Annotated in this window: 24 protein-coding genes, 1 pseudogene and 1 CRISPR repeat array; of the genes and pseudogenes, 10 read left to right on the top strand and 15 right to left on the bottom strand. The window is 47.9% G+C overall.

What is annotated here, in order from left to right:
- Positions 1–24 precede the first annotated feature (24 nt).
- On the bottom strand, positions 25–549 hold the full coding sequence (locus EZMO1_RS10640; RefSeq protein ID WP_034873191.1) for a hypothetical protein: 525 nt from the start codon (positions 547–549) through the stop codon (positions 25–27).
- Between the two features lie 47 nt (positions 550–596).
- Positions 597–788, bottom strand: a complete 192-nt coding sequence (locus EZMO1_RS10635; protein ID WP_034873190.1) for a hypothetical protein — start codon at positions 786–788, stop codon at positions 597–599.
- Positions 789–1,542: 754 nt separating this feature from the next.
- Between EZMO1_RS10635 and EZMO1_RS10630 the strand changes: the two genes are divergently transcribed.
- Positions 1,543–2,049 carry a hypothetical protein gene (locus EZMO1_RS10630; RefSeq protein WP_034873188.1) on the top strand — a complete coding sequence of 169 codons (507 nt, stop codon included), beginning with the start codon at positions 1,543–1,545 and terminating at the stop codon, positions 2,047–2,049.
- Positions 2,050–2,122: 73 nt separating this feature from the next.
- The gene (locus EZMO1_RS26755) at positions 2,123–2,260 is read left to right on the top strand and encodes a hypothetical protein (RefSeq protein WP_160174016.1); all 138 of its coding nucleotides are present in this window, start codon (positions 2,123–2,125) and stop codon (positions 2,258–2,260) included.
- A 48-nt stretch (positions 2,261–2,308) separates the two neighbouring features.
- On the opposite strand, the gene EZMO1_RS10625 is transcribed toward EZMO1_RS26755, so the two are convergent.
- The 3 genes from EZMO1_RS10625 to EZMO1_RS10615 form a co-directional block, all read right to left on the bottom strand.
- Positions 2,309–3,736, bottom strand: a complete 1,428-nt coding sequence (locus tag EZMO1_RS10625; protein ID WP_145912468.1) for a transposase — start codon at positions 3,734–3,736, stop codon at positions 2,309–2,311.
- A 171-nt stretch (positions 3,737–3,907) separates the two neighbouring features.
- On the bottom strand, positions 3,908–5,053 hold the full coding sequence (gene csx16 / locus EZMO1_RS10620) for a CRISPR-associated protein Csx16 (RefSeq protein ID WP_051789421.1): 1,146 nt from the start codon (positions 5,051–5,053) through the stop codon (positions 3,908–3,910).
- A gap of 9 nt (positions 5,054–5,062) precedes the next feature.
- Positions 5,063–5,533, bottom strand: a complete 471-nt coding sequence (locus EZMO1_RS10615) for a hypothetical protein (protein WP_034873187.1) — start codon at positions 5,531–5,533, stop codon at positions 5,063–5,065.
- Between the two features lie 532 nt (positions 5,534–6,065).
- Between EZMO1_RS10615 and EZMO1_RS10610 the strand changes: the two are divergent.
- The 3 genes and pseudogenes from EZMO1_RS10610 to EZMO1_RS10595 form a co-directional block, all read left to right on the top strand.
- A pseudogene (locus tag EZMO1_RS10610) lies at positions 6,066–6,401 on the top strand (IS110 family transposase); the annotation flags it as partial.
- Positions 6,402–6,495: 94 nt separating this feature from the next.
- Positions 6,496–7,919 (top strand): ISNCY family transposase gene (locus EZMO1_RS25490; RefSeq protein WP_236631984.1). Its coding sequence is split into 2 segments (ribosomal slippage): positions 6,496–6,940 and positions 6,940–7,919, totalling 1,425 coding nucleotides; the frame shifts between segments, so codons are not numbered across the junction.
- Positions 7,920–8,138: 219 nt separating this feature from the next.
- Positions 8,139–9,140 (top strand): IS110 family RNA-guided transposase, encoded by a 1,002-nt coding sequence (locus EZMO1_RS10595; RefSeq protein ID WP_145912561.1) that lies wholly within the window; start codon positions 8,139–8,141, stop codon positions 9,138–9,140.
- Between the two features lie 213 nt (positions 9,141–9,353).
- Here the strand turns inward: EZMO1_RS10595 and EZMO1_RS10590 are convergent, their stop codons facing one another.
- From EZMO1_RS10590 to csm6, 10 genes are read right to left on the bottom strand one after another with little or no spacing between them, the layout of a single operon-like run.
- Positions 9,354–10,604 carry a Card1-like endonuclease domain-containing protein gene (locus EZMO1_RS10590; protein ID WP_034873185.1) on the bottom strand — a complete coding sequence of 417 codons (1,251 nt, stop codon included), beginning with the start codon at positions 10,602–10,604 and terminating at the stop codon, positions 9,354–9,356.
- Between the two features lie 20 nt (positions 10,605–10,624).
- Complete coding sequence (locus EZMO1_RS10585) at positions 10,625–11,158, bottom strand: hypothetical protein (RefSeq protein ID WP_034873184.1); 534 nt, start codon at positions 11,156–11,158, stop codon at positions 10,625–10,627.
- A 38-nt stretch (positions 11,159–11,196) separates the two neighbouring features.
- Positions 11,197–12,096, bottom strand: a complete 900-nt coding sequence (gene cas6 / locus EZMO1_RS10580; RefSeq protein ID WP_034873181.1) for a CRISPR system precrRNA processing endoribonuclease RAMP protein Cas6 — start codon at positions 12,094–12,096, stop codon at positions 11,197–11,199.
- The gene (gene cmr6, locus EZMO1_RS10575) at positions 12,096–13,274 is read right to left on the bottom strand and encodes a type III-B CRISPR module RAMP protein Cmr6 (RefSeq protein WP_051789420.1); all 1,179 of its coding nucleotides are present in this window, start codon (positions 13,272–13,274) and stop codon (positions 12,096–12,098) included. Before cmr6 ends, cas6 begins: the two co-directional genes overlap by 1 nt.
- Positions 13,271–13,744 carry a type III-B CRISPR module-associated protein Cmr5 gene (cmr5, locus tag EZMO1_RS10570; RefSeq protein WP_034873180.1) on the bottom strand — a complete coding sequence of 158 codons (474 nt, stop codon included), beginning with the start codon at positions 13,742–13,744 and terminating at the stop codon, positions 13,271–13,273. Before cmr5 ends, cmr6 begins: the two co-directional genes overlap by 4 nt.
- Position 13,745: 1 nt before the next feature.
- On the bottom strand, positions 13,746–14,612 hold the full coding sequence (gene cmr4 / locus EZMO1_RS10565; RefSeq protein WP_034873179.1) for a type III-B CRISPR module RAMP protein Cmr4: 867 nt from the start codon (positions 14,610–14,612) through the stop codon (positions 13,746–13,748).
- Between the two features lie 28 nt (positions 14,613–14,640).
- Positions 14,641–15,831: a type III-B CRISPR module-associated Cmr3 family protein gene (locus EZMO1_RS10560; RefSeq protein ID WP_034873178.1), complete on the bottom strand. Its 1,191-nt coding sequence runs from the start codon at positions 15,829–15,831 to the stop codon at positions 14,641–14,643.
- Positions 15,828–17,798 carry a type III-B CRISPR-associated protein Cas10/Cmr2 gene (gene cas10, locus EZMO1_RS10555; RefSeq protein ID WP_034873177.1) on the bottom strand — a complete coding sequence of 657 codons (1,971 nt, stop codon included), beginning with the start codon at positions 17,796–17,798 and terminating at the stop codon, positions 15,828–15,830. The genes EZMO1_RS10560 and cas10 overlap by 4 nt, the downstream gene beginning before the upstream one ends.
- On the bottom strand, positions 17,788–18,924 hold the full coding sequence (gene cmr1, locus EZMO1_RS10550) for a type III-B CRISPR module RAMP protein Cmr1 (RefSeq protein ID WP_034873176.1): 1,137 nt from the start codon (positions 18,922–18,924) through the stop codon (positions 17,788–17,790). The genes cas10 and cmr1 overlap by 11 nt, the downstream gene beginning before the upstream one ends.
- A 40-nt stretch (positions 18,925–18,964) precedes the next feature.
- Positions 18,965–20,128, bottom strand: coding sequence for a CRISPR-associated ring nuclease Csm6 (gene csm6, locus EZMO1_RS10545; RefSeq protein WP_034873175.1), 1,164 nt, complete (start codon positions 20,126–20,128; stop codon positions 18,965–18,967).
- A 141-nt stretch (positions 20,129–20,269) separates the two neighbouring features.
- Here csm6 and csx16 (EZMO1_RS10540) point away from each other — a divergent pair, with 141 nt between their 5' ends.
- The 5 genes from csx16 (EZMO1_RS10540) (at position 20,270) to cas1 (EZMO1_RS10520) (ending at position 24,242) form a co-directional block, all read left to right on the top strand.
- Positions 20,270–20,563, top strand: coding sequence for a CRISPR-associated protein Csx16 (gene csx16 / locus EZMO1_RS10540; RefSeq protein WP_034873174.1), 294 nt, complete (start codon positions 20,270–20,272; stop codon positions 20,561–20,563).
- A gap of 145 nt (positions 20,564–20,708) precedes the next feature.
- Positions 20,709–21,633: a CRISPR direct-repeat array (repeat unit 36 nt; unit sequence GTTCCGGAACTTCCCTGACTTTGAAGGGATTAAGAC).
- A 130-nt stretch (positions 21,634–21,763) separates the two neighbouring features.
- Positions 21,764–22,042: a CRISPR-associated endonuclease Cas2 gene (cas2, locus tag EZMO1_RS10535; protein WP_034873173.1), complete on the top strand. Its 279-nt coding sequence runs from the start codon at positions 21,764–21,766 to the stop codon at positions 22,040–22,042.
- Position 22,043: 1 nt separating this feature from the next.
- A complete protein-coding gene (gene cas1, locus EZMO1_RS10530) occupies positions 22,044–22,988 on the top strand; it encodes a CRISPR-associated endonuclease Cas1 (protein ID WP_051789418.1) in 945 nt (314 codons plus the stop codon).
- Positions 22,978–23,304, top strand: coding sequence for a CRISPR-associated endonuclease Cas2 (gene cas2, locus EZMO1_RS10525; protein WP_051789416.1), 327 nt, complete (start codon positions 22,978–22,980; stop codon positions 23,302–23,304). The genes cas1 (EZMO1_RS10530) and cas2 (EZMO1_RS10525) overlap by 11 nt, the downstream gene beginning before the upstream one ends.
- Positions 23,289–24,242, top strand: a complete 954-nt coding sequence (cas1, locus tag EZMO1_RS10520; protein WP_051789414.1) for a CRISPR-associated endonuclease Cas1 — start codon at positions 23,289–23,291, stop codon at positions 24,240–24,242. The genes cas2 (EZMO1_RS10525) and cas1 (EZMO1_RS10520) overlap by 16 nt, the downstream gene beginning before the upstream one ends.
- Positions 24,243–24,260: the final 18 nt, after the last annotated feature.

The following is a 24,260-nucleotide window of genomic DNA, read 5'->3' as shown; positions in this document are numbered from 1 at the left end:
CACCACATCGTTATCTGCTAATGATCACAAAAAGTCATGGAAAATAAATTTCTGTTTTCTGGTACACCATCCTGCCAGAAGATAATGCGCAGGGGCTTTGGCCTGGTATGACATGAATGCCATATGCAGATTATCCAGAGCCTCATTAACTTCTGCTTCTTCTTTGAGCTGAAATACCATTACCTTATATTCTGCATCTGATTGCAGCAGTTTATTGAAGTCATAACGGATACCTTTTAGGTTCATATCTGACATTTCAATTTCCATTGCAAGCTTTACACCAATAAGATTGCCAGAGTGATCAAATTCTCTCCAGATAAAGTCATAAAGCCATTCCCCTGCTCCAGTCACATAAGAAGGTCTTGAGCGTAAGCCAAGCTTTGCGCCTTCATCACGGAATTTCATTTTAATTTGTTTATTTTTTTCCGAGCTGCGCCAGATTTCCTTACCCCACTTGCTTTCATCACCTTTGGCACTGGCCTTGGCTTTTTTTACCAGAATGGCATTTTCAGCCAGTTCATCGAACCACTTTTTAAATTTAATGATCATACTGCCCCCAATCAATAATCTGCTTTATCTGTGAACACTTCCGGCTCTTACTGCCTTCTGGCTTTCTTCAGTAACTCAATCAACCTTGAGTCCTCAACGTAAAAAATTCCGGGACAAGGCTCACGCGGTGCAATCACATTCACCAGCAACTGGGTTAACCTCTGATTTGGATTTTCCTGCCAGGTTTTGAGCAACTCATCCAGCAGCTCTTGTTCCAGCCCCGGTTCTTTTTGAGACATAACGACTCCTGACACAGCAATATGAAAATAGAAAGGATGTCGAGCTACCGGAAAACTTTTCTGAAACTATTCTGAATCCTACCAGAGCGGATCAAAATGGACAGAGATCCACCAAGGTAAAGCCGATTGCTTTGCGGAAGCTCAATATCTGACTTAAGCCGTGTAAAAATGTTGTACTTATTATGTTTGTGGGAAACGACAGAATGTGTCGCAGGCAGTTTTTTTCAGAAGAAACTCACACCAAATGGAAGCAAGCAGAATAGCCTCATACTTCAAGGTCAAGGGCGTTCAGGAACAATATAGATAAACGCAGAGGCGATTAATGAATGGTCATAATTCCTTCAAAGTCAGGGATGTTCCGGAACATTTCAGCGTAACCTGTTTGAACTGCTGGATTCGTCTTAATCCCTTCAAAGTCAGGGATGTTCCGGAACGGTTTACCCGGTGCCTGCGGCAGATGTAGAACGGTCTTAATCCCTTCAAAGTCAGGGATGTTCCGGAACCCCAGAGTCCAAATAGTACTTTAGATTCATAGGCTTGCAAAGGGGGTTAGCAAACACTGTATCTACGTATAGTGAAAAACAGCCATTTTTCATGGTTTTTAGGTATCATCTGCTAAGGGGGTCTGTAAGTTATTGATTTATGTTTCAGGGGCTTTCATCTACTCACAAGCTTGTGAAAACCCACACAATGCGCCCTGTCCTATAGCGTTAGTCAAAACCAATACTAACCCACCCTATAAAAGGAAAAAACAATGGGGCTATTCAACTGGTTAACCCGCTTTTTTACCGGTGAAAGAAACGACACCCGGTCACATTCCTACTCGTCAGCGACCGATGATTTCCCTACCGTTAATCCGGCTACCGGTCTGCCCATGGTCAACGGTATAGGCAGTGTGGATGTCGGGGGCAACCCCTTTGGTACAGATCTTAGTGCCCGCTACCACGACGAATTATCCATCAGCCATTTTGACAATGACTCATTGTCATCATCGTTGGGTAGCTCGTCTATTAACCCTGCCAACGGATTACCCATGATAGATGGGACTGGCAGTGTTGATGTGTTGGGCAACCCCTACGGTACTGATTCACACGACAGTTTTTCTTCTGGCATTGGGCTGCACGATGACCCTTTTGATAGCTTTTCTTCAGGAAGTGGATTATCGAATGATCCTTTTGACAGCTTTTCTTCAGGAAGTGGGTTATCGAGTGATCCTTTTGACAGCTTTGGTGGCACAGGCAGCAGCTTCGATGACTGGTAAGCGGTGTCTGCTTTCTGGTATGGCGAGTACCTTTTGAAAAACCCGCAGAGAACAATAAAAAACGAGTCTCACGATGGAACAATTAGTTGTATTAAATCTGATCGCCAATCTTGCTGTCTGGCTTGTCATTGTCTGGGCAATAAAGCGTTATCGGGCTTTGAACCGGGAATTTAACAAGCTGTTACCCTCTAAAAAGCCCTCACAGCGTTAAACTCGATGCTGCAGTTTTACCTAAACAAGTAACGTATTTATCTCGATTCTAAGCTGCATCTAAAAGTTTAAACTTCCGGGCGTGTGCTTTGAGTGAGTCAGTTGCCTTTTGTTCTCCCAGGTCTCTACCAGCCATATGCCTGCTCGACTCCCGCTTGGGCAAAGTATGCTCTAAGGCTAAGGCCAGAGCCTTAAGCTCGGTATCTGGATCTTCCGATTCAACCACTGATTTCACCGTAGCAAGCAAGGCTTCTGCATTGAGGCGTTCGATCAGACAGCCTGCGGGCATTCCGGCCTGTTTGTTTTTCAGTAGGACGAATTGCTCAGGGTGCAGTAACAGCATGTGTTCGCACAGCAGGCTCAGGATCACGCCGCGCTGCGATCCGTCAGCACCTTGCTGTTTGCTCAACCTGTTCCAGCCACAATGAGCTTTCCAGTCTTGAATGAAAACCTCGACCAACCACCTCAAGGTGTAAATCCTGGCTATGTCGGTATGCCGCCATGACATATCTGAAGCCACCAGATAGCGATAATCCTCTTCACCCTCATACTTCAGGGCAATAACAAAACGTCTTTTCCCATGAGCCTTAACATACAGCCGAGCAGCCAGCATCGTGACCTGCTCTTCTTTGCCACCGCGTATTATGAGTTGAGTTTCAGCGCCTTTCTGGCGCGAAAAGTAAGCTTTGAGAGTCGCTTCCGAGTGGTTTCGGTTGGATACTTTCTGATTCGAGCGCAGTTGGCTGACAACCTGGGCTCCGCCTGTTATTTCCGCAGCCTTATCCATAAAGTCTCCTGTGCCATACAGTGCATCAGCGAGAATTGCTTTGATCGTAATGTTGGGAAACGAATCAACAAATTCTTGCAGCATAACCAGCGTCAACGACTGCATGGTGGGGTAACGAACATGATCTGGCTCAGGACGGTTCGGTCGTTCTTTTTTCTGAATGCCTTGCTTCCTGAGCGCCTTGTCTTTCTTCCTCCATGCAGATAACTCAGGGTCAGGAATATAAAAGCGAAACCCTACTGGAAAGGTAGCTACTTCAGTAACGAGCACCATAAACACCAGTTCCTGCCCATTAAAATAACCACCTGTTGATTTGTCTTTTATCTTATGGGCACCGTCGATTTTTGAAGTCCTTTTAGTGCGCTTTTTTCCTGTATCGTCGATAGCAAGGGTTCCACTTTGTATTCCATAGCGTAGAAGAATATTTCTGACGCTGGCCTGTAGCAGGCTTTGCCATGCAATTTCTGCTTGATAAAACATCCAGCACAGACGGGTCGCTTTGAATCTGCCTAAGCTTCTGCGCTCAAAAGCAGCCCAGTTAATAGTTTTAGTTACCACGATTCCCATGATAAAAACGCCCAGTGCCACTTTCTGGGATCTACTCAACTGCGCAGAGGAATTGATGGACTTGAGCGAATCATTCAAAGCATCCAGAAAGGCAGTGACAACGGGTAATGGGCGAATTAGCAAGATACGACACTTGACGGTTATTAAGTTCCTATGAGATCTTACCTCCAACCTGCTGCTGTGGCTATGATGGAATCTCGCAAGGCTTGAATTCGGAGCTGCAGTAGTAGTCTGCTCTTATGCCACCCTGCCATTTCCTGCTCTCCCTCAAATATCAAAAACTGCAGCATCGAGTTAAAGTGATTCAGGCGACAGGTCAATGGTAGACGCCACCTCTTTCAGCCGATAATTTTTTTCCGTTACCATCTCGCGGCTGGAAGTGTACAGCACATTCATCCCACGCTCTTTCGCCGCCTCCATCATGGACACCGACATCACCACGGTACCGCCAGTGATATCAATAAACGTTTCCTCAGCTCTGGCATTCACCTGTTCGAGGAATTTATCAATCATCCGGCGGGCTACTTCGCGATTGGCCTGATAGTTAAGAGGCTGTAATAAACGATCCTGATCGGAATCGCTGGGTTGCATACAGAAGTCGATCTCACCGGCAAAGGTATCAATCATTTTTATTGCGGATTCCCGAGTCTGGTCGGTATACAACACCGCAAGAGTCAGTCTTTTTTGACCAAGGGCAATTCGGTTCAGTAACCAGTAAGGCAGCTTGTTGCGCTCTTGTGTGGCCAGCACCATGCCTGCTTTGTATTTCGAGGTTAGCTGATCCATATTGACGGCCTTACCTTTAATCGGTCCTTTGATGGAGCGTTTAAAGCGAAAGTAAATCGATAACAACGCAGGAGCCGCAAACGCAACGGTCACATAGCTGAACACTATGCCTGCCTGATCAAGAATCACCGCCACAGTTTTAGGATTGCCATTTACATCCACATCGTTAATAAGCGGCAAATTAACGGTATTGTTAGCGGCCCACTCACCCAGATAAAGAAAGATCACAAACAGCAAACACCCCAAACCAAAAATCATGATGTGACGATCGTGGGAGCGAAAGCAGTCAGCAAGACGATGCAAGAGTGTTTCAGATTGTCGAATTTCTACCGGCTGGTGATGACAGGCCGATACCTGCAATTCTTCCAGCCTTGGGTTCAGAGTGCTTAGCAATCCGGCACTGATTTCTTTTCCCCGCATGGACTCAGGCACGTTAATACTGAAATAAATAAATCGTATACCCTGCTCATTTATTTCACGGGCAAGATGCACCGGCAAGGTGCCAATGACCAGGTCGCCTCGTTGTAACTGAGTTGCCGCAAAGTGGTGAATCACTTCAGCGTGCTCATAGCCCTGCTGTTTAATCCACTCAATGCTGGCAGAATGACGGCTGACAATAAATGTGCGACCCGTGTTTTGCAGCATGGCAGTCATTATGGTTCCTTAATGGCAGCGCTTGCATAAAATACGTTCTTCATTGCCATAATTGCGTCGGGACAACGCACCGCACTGATCACAACGTTGCAATGACCAGCGGGTTTTATGCTGAAAGGGCTTCCCCTGCTTGTCCCAATGGGGAATACGCTGCCGGCAATGGCAACAGAACCGGGCATGAAGATCAATGCACTCACCACAGAACGGACAGACTTTTTCATCTTCACCCGGTTGGGTAATGGCAGCCAGACTTTTATTGGGCTTCCAGGCGTGTTTCAACATATGGTACTGCAGGGCAAAGGTCAGCAAACCTGCAATTGTCCCTCTGAGGTACTGCCCCGGTGTTTCAAAATACGCCAGTACCATTTCCCAGAGCATGAAGCACAGCAGCAATGTTAATGCACTGATCAGCACAGGAATCGCCCACAAAATACGGTCCATTCTTCTGATCAACTGATACAGGCTTTCGTGCTTATCCATACACCTTTTCCTTTTTATTGGATAGTTTTTTGACCGCTGTAGAGTAAACCGGAGCCAGTGCGATGTGATGGTTTACAAGCTTGTGGGGGATTAAAGCATGATGGTGGGTGTGGTGTATTGATGCAGGTCGTGGAGGGGTTCCTGTTCCCGAAGTTTATCAAACTATTGTCTTAATCCCTTCAAAGTCAGGGACGTTCCGGAACCAGTATATTGAAAGCGCTCCAAGCCGGGCCCCCGGCTGAACATCTATGAGTAACTTTTCTCCCAACTACTGCCTACATGCCTATGATAGAAAGGAAGACATATCCGGACCAGAGACCGTAAACACACTGGTGCCTTTTGCCCGTTTGAAAGCGTGGTCGGGGAGCTGGCGACAACATCACTGATGACGCAATATGCGATCTCGTTCGGAAGAATGCGAATCATCGACAGCCCCATATCCGGATATGCCTTCGCACAGAAGTATAGAGGGTAAACCATGTCTCGCCGCAGCAAATCCAACCGTTCCCATTCTGACAGAGTCAAAAAGCGTATTGCTGGACATCTGGAGAAAATCAATCTCTTTGCCGCCGGTATTGATATCGGGTCAGAGTCACACTTTGTTGCAGTGCCAGAAGAGTTAGATGAACAACCGGTGCGTTCATTTGGCTGTTTTACCGCAGACCTTGAAGCTATGGCTGACTGGCTCGTAAAGCTTGGCATTACCACCGTTGTGATGGAGTCAACCGGGATTTACTGGATACCTGCGTTTGAAATACTGGAATCCCGGGGGCTTGATGTAAAACTGGTCAATGCACGACATGTAAAGAATGTTGCCGGACGTAAGTCTGACGTTCTGGACTGCCAATGGCTTTTGCAGTTACATAGTGCCTGTCCGGAAACCCTCAAGCACTTGAATACAGAAGCCTGCAGCCCCATATAGTTCATGAAGATTTCCCAAAACAGGCTGTTTTTCTCAATTTATGCGCCAAACCATCAACCCACAAATGCAGCTGGGAGAGATTGATATCTCTGCCATCACCTTCGACGCCAAATCGAGGGACGATATTCCCCGGCTATTGCGGGCTTTACAGCACATATGGACAAATATCGAACTGCGTAATCAGGTTTTTCAGGTACTCGATACCATGACCACCACTGACCAGAACAATGGTCGTCCCGGTATGGAGTTCTGGAAAATACTGGTGCTTGGCACACTTCGTTTGGTTACTAACTGCGACTACGACCGTCTGAGAGAGCTTGCCAATGAACATGGTTCTCTTAGACAAATGCTTGGCCACGGTCCTTACTGTACGCGCTCTTACCATATACAGACATTGCAGGATAATATCAGCCACTTCACCCCTGAAATTCTCGATCAGATCAATCAGGTCGTCGTGGCAGCAGGCCATATGCTGGTTAAAAAAAAGACGAACCGTTACATGGCCGTGCCGATTCGTTCGTAGTTAAAACCGATGTCCACTTCCCTACGGATATCAGCCTGTTGAGCGATGCTTGCCGTAAAAGTATCGAGTTTGCATCAACCCTTGCTGAACAATACCAGCTTCCGGGGTGGCGCCAGCGTGAATATCTCAAGAATCAACACCGTAAGCGTTACCACAAAGCGCGGAACCTGAAACACTCCGGCGCTTCCTGTGAGCTGAAAAAGCGCCTGCGACAGCACGATATTGAGATGGCTCATGTTGAGTACATCAAGTACAGCAGCGCCGTTCTGCACAAGGCGGAAGTGACCTTGTCTTTGTTGGTGAAGAAACAACCCGATGAACCAAGGCTGGAAAATCTCAAATACCACATTGCTCACGGCAAGCACCAGATAGCTCTGATTTACCGGCGAGTTATTGAGCACGAACAGATTCCCCATAGCGAGAAGATATTCTCGATTTTTGAACCACACACCGAGTGGATCAGCAAAGGCAAGGCCGGTACACCGGTAGAACTGGGGCTACGAGTTTGCGTGCTACAGGATCAATTTGGTTTTACTTTGCATCATCAGGTCATGCAAAAGCAAACAGACGACCAGGTTACTGTACCTATGGCAGAAGATGCTAAAAAGCGGTTTCCAGCATTGAATCAGGTGAGCTACGACAAGGGTTTCTGGAGCCCGGACAATCTTGAGAAGTTGGAAGCTCTTCTTGAACGTCCGGTTCTGCCCAAGAAAGGCAGACTGTCAGCCAGTGACAAAAAGCGTGAAACCCATCTGGAATTTATCCGGGCAAAAAGAAAACACTCAGCCGTGGAGTCGGATATAAATGCATTGGAATCCAACGGCCTCGATAAGTGTCCGGATAAAGGCATTGAGGGCTTTAAGCGATACGTTGCACTGGCTGTTGTTGCCGGCAATCTGAAACGGTTGGGCAAACTTCTTCTGACCAGAGATCGTCAATAGCTTTTCAGCCAGCTACCGGTCAGTTTTTGTTTTATCATGCCTGGCATGAGGGTTTTGCACGCTTCAGAAGTGGCATTTTTGCTTTTACTTCACGCTGCTGAGTACAAAAAATAGCCTCTACTTGCCATAACAGTAGAATTCAGCTGCGATGGGTGCATGACAGCCAGAATTCGCTGCGAATTTTCTGAGGTTTTCTGACAGGCACTACATACTTACGGATTGCTCAATGGCGCGTTCCGCCCGGATGAACAGGTTTGTTCATTGCGATCCTATAGACGACAACGTGACACTCTTGTTGGCTACCGTGCTTCCCACATCCAGCATATGCAAAAGGCACTTCGACAGATGAATCTGTTACTGGATAATGTGGTGACTGATATTACCGGAAAAACCGGTATGACTATTATCCGCGCCATACTGAATGGGCAGCGGAATCCTGTGGAGCTGGCCAGATATCGTGACAAGCACTGCAAAAAATCCGAGGAAGAAATCGCCAAATCCCTGAAGGGGCATTATCGGGATGAGCATGTATTTGCTCTGCGGCAAGCTGTTGAACTTTACGATACTTATGATGAAAAAATCAGGGCTTGTGACAAAGCTCTGGAACAGAAGCTCAACACATTTGACAGCAAAGATGATAAAGACTCTCAAAAGCCTTCTACGCCAGATAAGCCTTCAAAAAAACGGAAGTCCCGTTGCGCTCCAGACTTTGATGTGCGTTCAGAGCTCAACCGGGTGAGTGGTGTCGATCTGACTGATATCGACGGCATCGACGAAAATACGGCTCTGAAGATTGTTTCAGAAATCGGTCTGGATATGAGTCGATGGCCTTCCGCTAAACATTTTGCCTCCTGGTTAGGGCTCTGTCCCGGAACCAAAATATCCGGTGGTAAAGTTCTGAACCGGAAAACCAAGCGTTTGCCAGGCGCAGCCGCAACAGCATTCAGGTTGGCGGCTTATTCACTGACCAGATCAAAAAGTGCTTTGGGTGCTTATTACCGAAGAATGCGAAGCAAGCTTGGTGCTCCAAAGGCGATTACGGCAACAGCGCATAAGCTGGCAAGGCTGGTTTACAGTATGCTCAAGCATGGGAGCCAGTATGTAGATGAAGGTCAGGAATACTTTGAGCAGCGTTACAGAGAAAGAGTTTTAAAAACCCTGAAGCAGAAGGCTAAAGATATGGGCTTCACATTAACGCCGGTTGAAACCGCCGTCGGTTAGGGTTGTTTTAGCAACCGGCGAGCTCATGGGGAGTTACTCAGAAGAGTACAGCAACGATAAACGTCTTAATCCCTTCAAAGTCAGGGACGTTCCGGAACTCTAGACCCAAAATAATACTTCAGTTTCAATAGCTTGCAAAGGGGTCTGCCCAGCACTGTTATTTTGTACAACATTCTGTTCATTTTTTCCCCTTTACACCATTGATTAACGACATCAGCCTTTCGGTAATTCACCTTTTGCCAGCCAGTGATCAATCAACTGCCGGAATTGTTTGATCTCAAGGTATTGCAGAACATCAATAGAATAGCCTTTGGCTCGGGACGACACTTTAATGGTTCGCCCTTGTCGGTTTTCATGATCCAGCGGACTGGCACTCACCAGCAGGCGCTCACAAAACAAACCACCTGCATGGGTGCCAATGCTGTCCAGTTTGTGAATAATGTCTGACTCTTTCTGCCGGTCTTTCTGAATCTGGCTGGTTTTGCATTCCACCAGCAGCATTCGGTTGTTGTGCACCAACACAAGATCCAGCTCATTACGCACATCGTCTTTTCGATGTTGACCGTCGTGTATATCCAGACCTGCCGCAACATGTTCGGCATTGGAATCTGTGGCGATATGCCAAACGTACTCTTCCAGCCAACCGCCGCTGATGTAACGGGTTGGCTCGGCATGGGTAAAGTAAACAGTATTCGGACGATCTTCAGACCATTCGAGAATGCCATTCTCCTTCAGCTTTTTAAGCACCGCCTTCGACGGAGGATTAACGTAGTGGAGATCCTGTTGATTACAGTGGGGTTTTAAACCACCGTTTTTATCCAGCGCCAAAGCCGCTGCGCCATTAATCTGAGGCAGAATACCGCCGCCCTTTTCTTGAAGCAGCTTATCCATATGGTTCGCCAACCATTTCGTCAGGGCTTTTCGTTCTAAAGCTCGTTCGCACCATGCCTGTTCGTCACTGCTGGCCTTACGGGCAATTCGATTCTGAGCTGCAAGATAGCCAGAAATAGTAAAGACAGAAGAAATTGGAATCGACGGTGTTTTAGCCGGTTCAATCACTTCCAGTACATTATGCTGAGTGTCGGCATACACCATATCGCTCACACCACCCTTCCGGAAAGCGTCTACCATCGCCAGTGTCATCAGTTTATTGCCGCCAGTGGTGTTTAGTATCACTTTATAATCCGGCCATTGCTCTTCGATTTTGATGAGCAATTCCAGCGCATAGTCACTGATACGATCAATACCACGGTCTGGCAAACCATCCATGGCTACAATCTGCTCCGGTCGAAAATCACCATGGGTTAAAAACCATTGACTGAGGTTTTCTGAGCCCATTTTCATATCGTCCGATACCGCCAATACCACGATATCCGGTTTCATGGTCATTACAGGAAGGATATTGGCAGCATTCTGTTTGGTAACAATGCATACCATCAAGGAGCGTATATCGGTATTACTCATTATTCTGGCTCCCTGTTTTATTAAATAGTAATTCTTCGTAAACACAGTCCTTTGTCGCCAGCGACATAAGACATATCATTAGGAACACGCTGCCCCATCATTTCCAGCTCTTTGTCTTTAACAAAGTCAAAATTAGCCCCTATACTGGAAGACACTTCGCTGCGCATTTCTACTTGCCAGTTGCTAATGTAGATATGGTCTCTATCCCTTTTAATGAGATTCATGTGCATATCGATGGATGGTTCACTGGAAAAGAAGCTGGCTTTACCTTGTTTAAAGAAACTGAATACGATATTTCCATCTTTTGAAACGGATGCTGCAGAGCTGGTTACCGGAAAGACACCAGATGCAAATTCTGAAGCCAGCCTTGCAGTATAAGTTGACTTATCACTACCAACAGGTGAAATGGTGAGTAAAGTCGAAGGGATCTTGTCAGGTTCACAATTGTCACCCACCGTGGCTTCATAACGACCACTAAAATCATAGTCTTTACTACAGCCAGTCAATACAGCTGTAGTCACCAGCGCAAACATAAATTTATGTTTTATTTTCATTGTTGTCTTGCCTTGTTGAATTTTACTTCTTCAATACATCAGGCCATTACCTGCAGATGATATTGTCCAAGCCCGAATGAACTGTTTTTACCCAAATGCAAATACTCGCCAAGCTTTAACCAGGGCATTAATTCAGCAGGCAAATTATCCAGCTGAATGGAGCCCAACAACCCACCGAGTTTCATAGACTGCTTTTGTCGGCTTGAATATCGTTCAACGGTTTGCCAGCGTAGATCACTTCGCATCGTTACCGATTCAAACCATTGAGCAAACTGATGCCAATCCGGCGTCGTTAACCCAAGATAAATCTCACCTGCCAAACGGGTACGGCGTAACAGCGCTTTTGCCAGCAACTCTGTTGTTAACCCTTCTGGTTTAAGAAATCGCTTTTGTTGTTGCAGCCGCAAGGGTGTCAATAAATTCATAGCGACAGCACCAGACGACTGTACGGGTAACAACACCTCTGCCTTATGGGGCTGATAACGACAGTCCAGTGATGAATAGACCTCCTGTTGTTCTCCTTCACCGACCAAACAAACATCCAGAAGCTGTCCGGTCACTCGCTCTTTGCCTAATCCCACCGACAATGCCTGTTGCCACGCCTGTACGACGATGGGAAGGTCATCCAGAGCCTTACCCATCAACACCATGGAAAATTGCAAACACTGCCCTGCTTCCACACGGGTTTGCCTTGGTGGTTGAATCACATAAGGCGGCGGATTTTCCGGAAAACGCCCCCGTTCGGGGCGCTGCGGATCAAACAATCGTTTATAGGCACACCCACCTGAACAAGGCTCATCTCCTTGAGCAGCACAGGCTAACCGTTTCAGTGCATTACCAAACACGCTTCGCATCAACGATCCGGAAAACTCCGGCAGTTGCAAGGTGTCGTGCAGACGAACGCGGAAGCGGTAACGTGCCAAAGGTAAGACCTGCATCACTTTGCCTGCTCCTGCAATGCCCGAATGGATTTCATTAACTCCTTGCCCTTTCCTTTTTTAGGATCGGGACCATGCTGTTTAAGCACGTTAATGGCCAGCAACCTCAATGCTTCCAGATCATCAAACGTCCAGTTTTCCGTAACCGCCTGGTTTTTCACTTCGTTTAATTGTTGCTTGCAGGCACCACCGGCATTTTTTATACCGCTGTTTTTGTCACTGATGAGCTGTTGTTCAAGGTGGAACAGTGACAACTGTGCGGGTGACAGTGCAGACTTGTGCTTTTCTTCCTGCTCTTTTTCCAAATGTTCTGCCAACTCGTTTGCAAAACCTTCTTCGGCCTTTAGGTCTGGGCTCATAGAGCCATAGCCTACGGACGTTTTGGAACCTACACCCAGCCATTCCAGGGCCTTAGCCAGTTCATCCATCACCTTACCCATGTCTTCTTTCATGGCTTCTGTGCGTGGTGACACTGCAAACAAAAAGCTGGCATTTTTTGTCACCAGAAACGGAACCGGTACCGGATTATGCCAGTCAGCCGGAATCGTCTGATGTTTGTCGGCAGGCTGACCACTGCCGCCTTTTTCATACCACTTGTCCATGTGGGGTGTCATGATATCCAACCCGACCACAGGCTGCTTTGTTGGCACAGCGTCGTGAAAAATCAGACTACCTGCCTGATTATCCTTCTTCTGTTCTGTTGAGTCTTTTGGTACTTTTGAATCTTTCGATTCACTGCCAAACCAGCGGTGCAACAGTGCCTTATCAGCGCCCTGTTCTTCCATCCAGCTACGCAACAAACCCTTTATGGATGAACCTTGAAGGTAGGGAGTGCCCAACGTCGGATGCCAGAGAAAACCATTCTCTACAGGGTGTGGGTTGCCCATCCCTGTGACAAAATGCCAGTCAAGCTCGTAGACCCGATACTGCCCCTCAAGGCTGCTCACCAAACGAACCTGTCGTTCGGCAAAACGGGTGATCTCATTACCATCGCCGCAGGAACCGGCTATGCCAGAAATCCACTCCGTTTTACGGCTTTTGTTTTTATCCCTTCCGGAATAGTCCACTGTCCATTTATCCGGATAAGAAAAGAAACGTTCAAACCAAAGTCCTTTATGATAAGGAAAAGCAGGCTTGGAACATTCAGACTGGTTATAAAGCGGCAGCTTCAGAGTCATTCACCACCCTCCTTTTCATCAACACGAATCTCGGCCCGGGCAAACTGCTTGACCCATACCATTAATGCCTGGGTTTCAGCCTGTGCCTGCCGGTAAACATGCATATCCTGCGACATAATGCCTTCAAGCACGTCGGTCTTTGGGTAACACCCGGTATCCCGCTGGTGCCATGCACTGATCAGATCGTAAAGATGCTGCCAGGCAATACCTTCCGGTTTTTTGGAGTCAAACTTACTTTTAGCGAATGCCAGCGTTTGTCCCAAACCATTCATCTGAACCATGGCTGGCAGTGAGTTTGCATAAGCCTTAAACCGCTTCGCTGCATCCGGGTTATTTAAATCAACAACCTCTTTTACCTTCTCATAACTGAACTTTGCCCGCTGCTGCTGGATGGTACGGGGCATATCCATTGTTATCGGATCATTTTTCGGCTGTTCACCCTTGCGACGAACCTTTACTTTCAAACTCATATCAAACCACCTCCGCTACACGGCTCACCTTAAACCAGCCCATGCCGGTGGTTTCATTCCCTCCTACCTGAAGGTAAGGTTCCCGAAACAGCTGTTCAGTGATTTCGCTCATCACACCCTGTGCTGTCATTTGCCCTGAGCGCCCTTTTTGTGCGACCAGCGTCATATACATAACCGTATCCGGTGCTAATGACTCCTCATACCAAAGCGCACCATCACGAACGGTTTTCGTTTTTGACTCAATTGCAATATGAGCATTCACCGGCAGCGCTGCCTGACACAGGTGCATAAAGTTATCGTCGCTGACAATCGCCAGTTTATTTTGGAGGTCCTTGTGGTATTCCTCTCCCAGCAGTTGTTGCAGGCCTGCTAGCACTGTCTCATCGACACTGCCCTTCACCTCAAAAGCGTATTCTTCGAGATAAAGACGTTCGGCACTGCTCTTCTTGCCGATTAAAACTTCGCTGTCATTCAGTTCAATATTAAAGGAAAAACCTTCACGCCCGGCCCGTTGCAAATCCCTTTCCAGTCGCTTCAACAACGCAGGGCAACATACCCAACGATAATGACCTGTCAGAGAACGAACCGGCAAAAACAGAAGGCGGGCATCGCTCACCAACAGGCTTCCGGCATGGTCACTGCTGTTGTTGTCTTTAGGGTCAGGGCCAAATACCGTTTTCAAATCAATATCCGGAAGGTTGCCTGCTTTGGCACGCATAGCCCCCTTAACGCCTGAACCAAAAATACAGGGCCAACCAGTGTGCCTTTCCCGTTGAATGGGCAGATCAACAGCCCCTTCTGCTTCACTGCCTCCGGCGTGAATACTGGTTTCAGCCATAAGGGTAAAAAAAGCCGTTTCAGTGGTCATGGTTACATCATCCTCTAATCTGTTCGAATTATTTCCAGAGTCCACAGGCTATTTGCCCGTAACCCCATGATGTCTGCTCGCCAATACAGGTTCCGTGAAGTTCCAGGATCTGAGTCACGGTGCTCTTCAATGGTTTAATGAAGTAGCAACTACCGGCAGGCACATAGCTTTTCATTACACCGGGGCAGCCTTGTTTCAAATCCCAACCGCCACGGCGTACAGGCTTTCCAGCCATGACGCAATGCAGCTCAACCTCAAGTCCGTTAATGGAACCCTGCCAGAGGGTGACATCCTTCTGAATGACCGGTTTAAAGCCTGGTAGTGGCGATTGCCGTGTGTCCCCAAAGTCCCCGTCAGACAACAACATCAACACCACACCTTGCTCACCACCCTTGACTTTTGGAGGTTTCGGCAGCCACTGCTGTGTTTGGGAATGTATCTCTACACGCGCCATGCGCCCCTCGGCACCAAAGCGAATAAACGGCGATGTTTGCAAGTTGTCCTGTAAGCGTTTCGCTACAATTTCCGGCAGTCCATCCACAGAAACCGTGACACTCACATCCTCACCAAGACGCAAGTGGCTGGTCTGGTAAAGCAACCCCTGCTCAATGGTTCCGCGCTTTACATCCCGGCCAATACCCAGCCTCGGTTCCAGTGAAAACAAGTCAGATCGACGGGTAATGCCTTTGCCGGAAGTGTCTGGTAAACCTCCGGCCAATATTTGTTCCAATAGTGACTGATCAAGGTAATCACCCGCTGGCACTTTGGCACCGGGGCAAGGCTTCACTAACTCGGGCAGGCATACGTTGCCCAAATCACACTGCACAGGGTTGCCCGGTTTCAACCGGACATACTCCGCACGTTTCAGGCTGCTTATGTCCAAACCTTTCTTTTCTAACACGCAGGCAGGCCACGGAAACAAAGGCTGGTTATTTATGGTCAGCTCAACCCGTGAAAACGACAACATGCCGGTATCAGCGCTGTCACCGAGCAACTCATTAATACTGATATCTTCAAAATACGCTTCACCCTGACGAAATGCCTGCCAGTCTACGTTCAGGCATTCACCAAGACGGGTTCGGATGGCTCCGGCAATCGTCCGAACAGGCGGCGGAAACAGACTTTCCAAACGATCCGCACCGGCGGCACCGTGTGGCCTTGACTCACGGAAGTACCAACTGTCTACCGGGGTAAACGTTAAACGCCAGCGTTGACTCATACTGTCTGCCCCTCTTTATCTTGTCCTTCGGTCACCAGAAAACGGGTGAGTTTGAGCGCATCAATGGACAAACCGGATCGCTCGTAATATTCAGTTTTATTCTCATTGTGCTGACGAACATACAGCTGACATTGGTTGATCAACTGCTTCACCAGTTCTATGGCTGATGTATGCTCTTTATTAGTCAACTGTCCGGTATGCAAATACTGGGCAGTTAGCAGTGAATGAACCACGCCCACCTCAAGAATGTCTTCCCCTTCATTCAGCCGCATGTCGGTAAACAGCTTTTCTGCTTTCTGAAAAAAGCCCCAGGCAAAGCCATTAACGGCTTTCCGGTTTTGCTCATTGTCAGCATCAGTGTGACAGAGTGTGTCGGCCAGCTGTTCAATCACAAGCTTGTCGCCTTTTACCGCCTTTTCCCACGGGCAGCTCCACTCCAGATGCAAGCCACCGGGCTTCCATACTCTAATCGCCAGAGAGTCACGACCTGTCTGGTCTTTGGCAACCTCATCCAACAAGGAGTGGGCATCAAACAGACCTTTCATCAGTGGTGATTTCACATGGCAGTATTCAATGGCACCAGACAAGGTACTGGCGACAGCTTTACCTTCTTCCGTTTTATATCGTGCAAAACAGTCTGCATAGTCATTGCGCAAAGCTAGCGCACAAGGCATAGCGTCTTCCATTGGCAACAGCGCTAATACATCATCTCCCCCTGCATACACCAGAAAGCCGTTATGCTGACAAACAATATCCGAAGCATTCGCAGTAAACCGGTTAAGCGCCTTGCTGATCGGTTTCTGCTTCTTAACATCACTCATCTGGCTACCCAGCGAATCACCGTCCATTAGCAAGACGGCATAAAAAGGACTGGGTTTTGTTTCTGTAATGTCCTTAACCTCTTTTAATGCGATTAGCGCCTCTTCAAACACTGCTTGTTGTTCAGGTTCGTGTCGTGCTTTGGATTGCAAGATAAAATCAAACAGGTATTGACCATCCAACCGCTGCCATTGGCGTTTTTCGCCGCTGTGTTCGGTGGCTTTGCGAATACAAAGCGGCACTTCGGCACGATGTCCGTCGTGTGCTTCAATCAACTCCAAAGCGTCGTACAAGCGCCAGACAGAATCCCATTGCTCCGGTGTTTTTGCCTGTTTAAAGGTTTCTTCCAACCAATGGGTTGCCGCCAGATAACTCACGGAAGGTACATTGACCGGAACACACCAGCCATACAACGTTAGTTCGTTGGGCACCTTTGCCTGAAAGGTTGGAAAGATGTGAGAGAACCGACGTTTAACAAACGCAATGGCACACAGCTCTTCACCCGCACGAAGATCAACCTGACCTGTCTGCTTTCTGACCGCTTTCCAGAAAGGTCGCTCACCCTGACCGGCACGCCCCGGGCGTTTAGCGCCGGAAAGCTCCTGCCAGCCGTCCATCATCATGCATTTAACGCCCGGCTCCTGCGGTGGCTGGTAGGTACGCCAGTTTTTGCGACGATCCAGCAAGTCACTGGCATCTGCCTTATCACTCAGACACCAGCTGATTTCCCAAAAGTGCTTAATCTGTCGATCCCAGATTTTTCGGGTTTCAGTCAGGTCAATGTCCAGTGGTTGCAGGTCTTTCTGCCATACCTGCTCAGCCAGTGCCTGCCAGGCTTGCTGAATAGACTGTACGACAGAATCAGCATCAAATTCTGCCGGTACTTTCATACTCATGGCTTTAAAACGGTTGGGAATGGAGCCTTGTTGAGGCGGATCATTTTTACCATCACCTTTCAGCCACTCAAGATACCCGTCAGCAGGAATCGGAAACTTGATTTCACCACGCTGTTGCTCAACCGCCAGCATGGCAACACCAGACAACCACGACAGCAAAAAAGACCCTGACCAAAAGTCACGGGTTCGACGAGCCTGAGCCACAAAACCCTGAACCGGCCCCAGAGTGATATGAAAATATTTACTCTCCACAGATCACCTCTTTGTGCTGGAAGCGGTTCATAAAATTGCGGATAACCGACCAGTCCACATCGGCTTCAAGGTTGCCCTTTACCCGTTTGGAAGACACACCCACTTTTTGACTGCTATGCAGAAAGTCCGATTGCAACAAAGTTTGTGTTAACAGAGCATGGCCATCGGGAAACTGATGAACATGGCACAGCAAGGGCGTTGCACGACGACCGCTCTCGGTATTGATATCCACTTTCACTCCGGCTTTGCTCAGATAATAATTATGAGGCAAGCCAAACACGGTTCTTTCTGGCAAGTCAGAAGGCTGCTTACCATTCGCTACCCTGTAAGCCCAGTCATGGTCTTTTTCGAAGTTTTTCTCTTTGGTAAACCAGCCCCGATATTGTTGCAACTGGTCATTCAGCTGTGCCAGTAACAACTCCGGCTGCTGGCCTGTGACGGATACATCAACACGGCTGTACGATGAAAAAGCCGAATAAACCGGTTGCGTACGGACAGAATCCATCCCTTTCAACAACTGTCTAACCAGCGTTTTATAGGCTTCAACATTCTCAGGCGCTGTATGCTGCCCACCCGTAATGGATTGGACAGAAACACTGCCCAATCCCTTCCTTGAGCGAGCACCCAACCCTCCGAACAATCCAAAACAAAGCAACGCTTCTTCCAGCTCTTTATGCTGCTGTTCACTCATTGTTTGTCGGGGGTAACAGGCCACAGAAAAATTCTTTCCGGAAGCGAGATAGCTCAATGTTTTATTTCGCTTTACTAACCCCTGACCCAACAAATAATCGATTCGATCCAGTTTTTCTCTGCCCTGCTGACTCTTGTCATCGTGTATTCTCAACCGAAAAGCCGCCTGACCACCTTTATTGTCTGAATTGTCTGCCCCTCCCGCCGCATAACCAAACAACGCACCTTCTTCCTGATGCAACTGTTTGAGTGTTTCATTGGCATCGCCATTAAACAGACGACTCCACGCCAACGCCCGCCACCAGAAGCGTAATGCACCTTTCACCGACGGCGGTCTTATTTTTTCAGCACAGCTGTCACTCTCTGCTCCCCCAAGAAAGGCAGGGGTAGAGAGTAGAAAGCGTGCCTCCAGTTTGTTCAGAGGTTGTTTTTCCATAGATTCTGATTATTGTTCGTGGTTTTAAGGATTTAATGTTTCAGACAGTCACGGACACTTCACCCGCATTCAGCAGCAGGCGGTGCTCTCCACCTTTGCCATTAACGGGTTGAGGTAAATAACACTCGGCCAGTTTTTTACCCAGTTCAATTTTCAGTAGCCGCATCAGTTCATTGCGGCGCTGACTGTAAAATGAACTTTTCATTAGACCGTTCGTTAATGATTTGAGTGTTCTGGGATTGATATCCTGATCGATCAGCCTGCCCTCCAGCTCAGACCAATCGTTGGTGTAGTCAATGCCCTTGATCTCACATAAGGCTCTTAAATAAGGTCTTCCAATAGCGGCACTGCCGCTTTTTCCCGGCAATTCATAACCGGCTTCATCGCCATTGATTTGCAAATCACGAGCAAACATCAACAGAAAAGCCAGCTCAAGGTCGGCGATGGGTACAACACAGCCCGATACCGTAATGGTGGAAGCCTGCACATGGATGTTGAGCGAACGCGGTTCGTCCACCTTTCCCATAATACGAATGGTTTCACTGAAACAGGCTTTGCCCTGTAAAAACCGTTCTGGCAAGTCTTCACGCAACCGGACAAAGGGAATATTGGCCAGTGTCACTTCGGCGTCTGCGGCATCGCAGGGTTCACCAAAACGGTTCTCCAGCATTCGGCTTTCGGGGGTTGGGTAATAAAAGTCGTGGCAACTTTCATAACCTTCACTGACCAGCACATGAGAGAGCTGATCCTGCTTGCGACCATAAAGCGACAAAGCGTAACCGGTGTAATAACTCATGGTTTTGCGCCCGCCCGCCAGTGACACATGCAGACGAGTGTCGGGATCGGCAGTAAACTGTTGAATCAGCCTTGTAATGGTGTCTGCCGTGGCTTCATTGTCGGAAGGTGTTTTAATGTCATTCAGGGCATTTCCCTGAGCATCGTGTATGACGTGAATAGTGCGTTCGCTGAAAGCATCCGGTGAAAAACCATAGTCTTCACAAAAGCGGTAAAACTGGCCCTTTCCTGAATCGAGCAAACCCGCCCGCGCTTTTTCACGCCCCTGAACCGTCGTGACAAGATGTATTTCATCAGGAATCAGAGGTTTGTCCTGAACCATTAGGGCATAAAGTGTTTCGGTAAGAATTTGTGGCGACATACCGGAAGCCACAAACAGTATATTTTTATAATTGCCTGATTCAGTCATTGGTTTCCCCTGCAAACTTCAGCCTGCATCATAATGAAGGCTTCGAAGGAAATATGTTATTTAACAAGCTTGTGATTCTTATAAGAAAGACAACATATAGTAAATTCAAACCAAGTTAAATTGATTTATGGCATATTATTTATGGCTGTTTATTTAATCACCCGCCACCCCGGTGCCGTAAAATGGGCAAAGGAGACCGGTTTGTTTTTTAATCAAACCATTCAACACATTGATTTCCAACCTTTTCAACATGGCGATAAAGTGTATGGTTTGCTGCCTGTTCATTTAGCCGCCAGAGTGTGCGACCTTGGTGCTGAATACTGGCATCTTTGTATTGATGTTCCTGAACACAAGCGTGGTCAGGAATTAACCCTTCAGGAAATGGAACGCTTTAATGCCCGATTTGAACGGTTTCATGTTACGTTAAGTCAATAGCTGTTGTAGGATAAGCCAAAACCGGCACCCCGCCACCAGGAGCAAAAAACCTATGAAAAACCGCCCTTTTTTGCTGTACATAAAAACAGTAGTGGGCAGCCCCCTTTGCAACCCCATGAATTTAAAGTACTATTTTGACGGTGGAGTTCCGGAACTTCCCTGACTTTGAAGGGATTAAGACCTAGTTTAACAGTTCCTTTAGAAGACACTAGCGGTTCCGGAACTTCCCTGACTTTGAAGGGATTAAGACTGGGCGAACTGGCCGCAACACGAGCCGGTCAACGGTTCCGGAACTTCCCTGACTTTGAAGGGATTAAGACAGTTTTAGATTCGTGCATAAGCACCTCCAATCTGTTCCGGAACTTCCCTGACTTTGAAGGGATTAAGACGGCACCGGGGAAGTGTTTGGTGAGTGCTTCAAGTTCCGGAACTTCCCTGACTTTGAAGGGATTAAGACTTTTCAAATGTATCCATAGTGAACACCTCTATGTTCCGGAACTTCCCTGACTTTGAAGGGATTAAGACGCACTCCGATTAGTGATTACCATCCTCCACGTATGTTCCGGAACTTCCCTGACTTTGAAGGGATTAAGACGCATGAATCTTGAGCCAATACCAGCAGCGTCTTTCGTTCCGGAACTTCCCTGACTTTGAAGGGATTAAGACGCCGCCGCCAGTGAGACCATTTCAGGGTTCCGGAACTTCCCTGACTTTGAAGGGATTAAGACGTGGTTCATTGTGCTGAATACCATCGACTCGTAGAGTTCCGGAACTTCCCTGACTTTGAAGGGATTAAGACAGTGACCAGATCGGTAATGATCCGTCATTCCTGTTCCGGAACTTCCCTGACTTTGAAGGGATTAAGACGAATGCATCCCAGTGCATCCGGCGCTTCTCAAGTTCCGGAACTTCCCTGACTTTGAAGGGATTAAGACATCTTCTTGGCTTTGAAGCGACGTTCAGCCTTGTTCCGGAACTTCCCTGACTTTGAAGGGATTAAGACTCACCTTGTTCGACTAACCCCCGAGCGTATGGTTCCGGAACTTCCCTGACTTTGAAGGGATTAAGACGTTCTGCCAAAGGCTATTTGTACTTTTTCCATGTTCCGGAACGCTCCCGTTTCACAAGTTTGTCTGACACCACTCCCGCCATTGGCACACATATACTCAGATTCAAATCATGATCAGGAGTGTAATACCAATGGCCGACATACCTGTGCTTATCGGTTACGACATTAAAGACCCAAAAACGAGAAATAAAGCTCTGTACCGGCTGCGTAAGATTTGCGACAGCCGTCAGAAGTCTGTATTTGAATGCTGGGTTGATGAACAACAACTTGGGGACATTTACTGGCAGCTTACGCCGCTTATGTCCGACAGTGACACGTTATTCTGGATGCCTGTCAGCCGTTCACGTCAGATCATCAGGCTGGGTCAGTCAGAATCTTTACTGTTTTCAGATTTTCTGCTGGTTGCATGATATGGCGCATCTGATCATTAACGACAGGGTTAAATCGCTGGAATGTCAGGCGCAGGCACTTTTGATTCGTCAGGAAAACAAACCGCCTCTGGCTATTCCTTTGCGGCGACTGGATACATTAGTGCTGCTGCATTCGGTCAGCCTGCCCAGTCGTTTAATCAGTACGGCTTATGAGATGGGCATTGCACTGGTTTATATCAACACTCACCAGTTATCCCGAAGTTTTACGATTGCCCCTCCCGGGTCTGCCGTTTATTCCTGCAGGCTTAAACAGTTGCAACTGACTGGCAACCCTGCATCTGTCGGGCTGATACGTTTTTGGCTCGATATCAAGTTTCACCGCATGTTGAAAACGGTAGAAAGCTGCATCCAGCGACGTCCGGATGCGAGAAAAGTGTTGTTTGATTGCCAACGTACCATCAGGCAATGCCAACAACAACTGACCAGCCAACACACGCAAGACCAGCTGCGGGGACTGGAAGGCAAAGCCCAGCAACAATGGTTTTATGCCTATCGCTGCCTGATGCCCGACAGCCTTGGATTCAAAAAAAGACAACGCCGCCCACCACCCGATCCGGTTAATGCATTGCTGTCACTCACCTATACCCGTATTTATCTGCTGGCCTGGCAGGCTGCCTTGTGTAGCGGGCTTGACCCTGCTTTAGGGTTTTATCACAAAGCCGGAAAGAACAGACAGGCACTGGCTTGTGATCTGATGGAGCCACTGCGCCCGCTGGCTGAACAATTTGTACTGAAACTGTTCAGTGAACGCATTATAAGACAGCGAAATTTCACACCCGCTGGTTCTGGCTGCCTTTTGAAGCAAGAGGCTCTGATGCGTTTCCAGGATACCTTTGAATCGGAAGCATTGGTGTGGAAGCGACTCTTGTGGATGTACACACAAACCATCAAAAACAAACTGGAGTCTGCTTTTTATGAACAATAAACACTCCACCAGCAACACTAACGGCTGGATCATTTGCTACGACATAACCTGCCCCCGCCGCCTGACAAAGGTGCATCGTTTGTTGCGACAAGAAGCTCTTTCGCTTCAACGATCCGTGTTCTATGCCAGCCTGAGCCAGAAAGAAATTGAACCACTGGTTTGTGGTTTACAGGAACTGATGGATACCCGTTCGGATGACATTCGACTGATCCCAATCCGGGCAGGCATCAGCCTGAAGTGGTATGGTCGGCCTCTTTTACCGGAAAGTATTCGTTTCAGCGGCGGCCCGACCACCATGAAATGGAGCGCACCCTGACCATGGACACCCTTTACATTTATCAAAAGCAGGTAACTCTCAGCATCCGGCAAGGTCGGTTGTTGATCAACACACCTGAGCAGTCACAATCGGTTGCGTTAAAACGCCTGAAGCAAATTGTTATCTGTCAGCCCGTCGATATTAATACCTCCCTGCTCCACGGCTTGGTGAAAGCAGACATCCATGTACACCTTTATCATGCTCACACTCAGGTCACTTCAGTTTCAGTCACTCCGGAGCCAACAGCCCATGTCCTGCGCCGACAGGGTCAATACCTGGCAATGTCTCACGCTGCCGACAACCTTCGCCTTGTGCGCATACTCATACTTTATAAACTGCATCGTCAGCGGCACTGGCTGAAAACAATGGGAGCAGACAGCCATGCAAGCCGCGTGTCTGTGCTGACAGACCGCTTAAAAGCAAGCCGCCCTTTACGCTATGAAGAACTGCTGAATTGTGAAGCTCTGGGAGCCAAACAGGTTTATCAGGCAATGACAGCTCTGGTTCCTTCTGCGTTTCATTTTTCAGGCCGAAACCGCCGCCCTCCTAAAGATCCGGTGAATGCCATGCTGTCTCTGGGTGCTGCTTTTCTTTACCAACTGGCACATAAGGCTCTTTCGGAAAAAGGTATGGACGCATATGCAGGCTTTCTTCATAAGCCCAGTGCGGGCAGAGCCTCTCTGGCTTGTGACCTTGTTGACTGTTTAAGACCTGATCTGGAACATTTTGTCATGCAGCGGGTGCTGAACAAAACCATTCAGGTCACTCATTTTGACTGGCAAAAAGGGCAACATTGTGAATTGAACCGACAAGGACAAGCAGCCTGGTTTCACCAATGGCACCCATTCTCAAAAGCTGCTGAAAAAAGAATGAGATATATCTCTCTGAAATGGGCAACAGCAGCAGAATCCTATCGGGTTAACCGGTCCGGAGCCTGACCGGGAACAGGCTCCTAA

The sequence above is a fragment of the Endozoicomonas montiporae CL-33 genome, from assembly GCF_001583435.1.
GTDB lineage: Bacteria > Pseudomonadota > Gammaproteobacteria > Pseudomonadales > Endozoicomonadaceae > Endozoicomonas_A > Endozoicomonas_A montiporae.
This window is presented reverse-complemented; position numbering and strand designations above follow the sequence as displayed.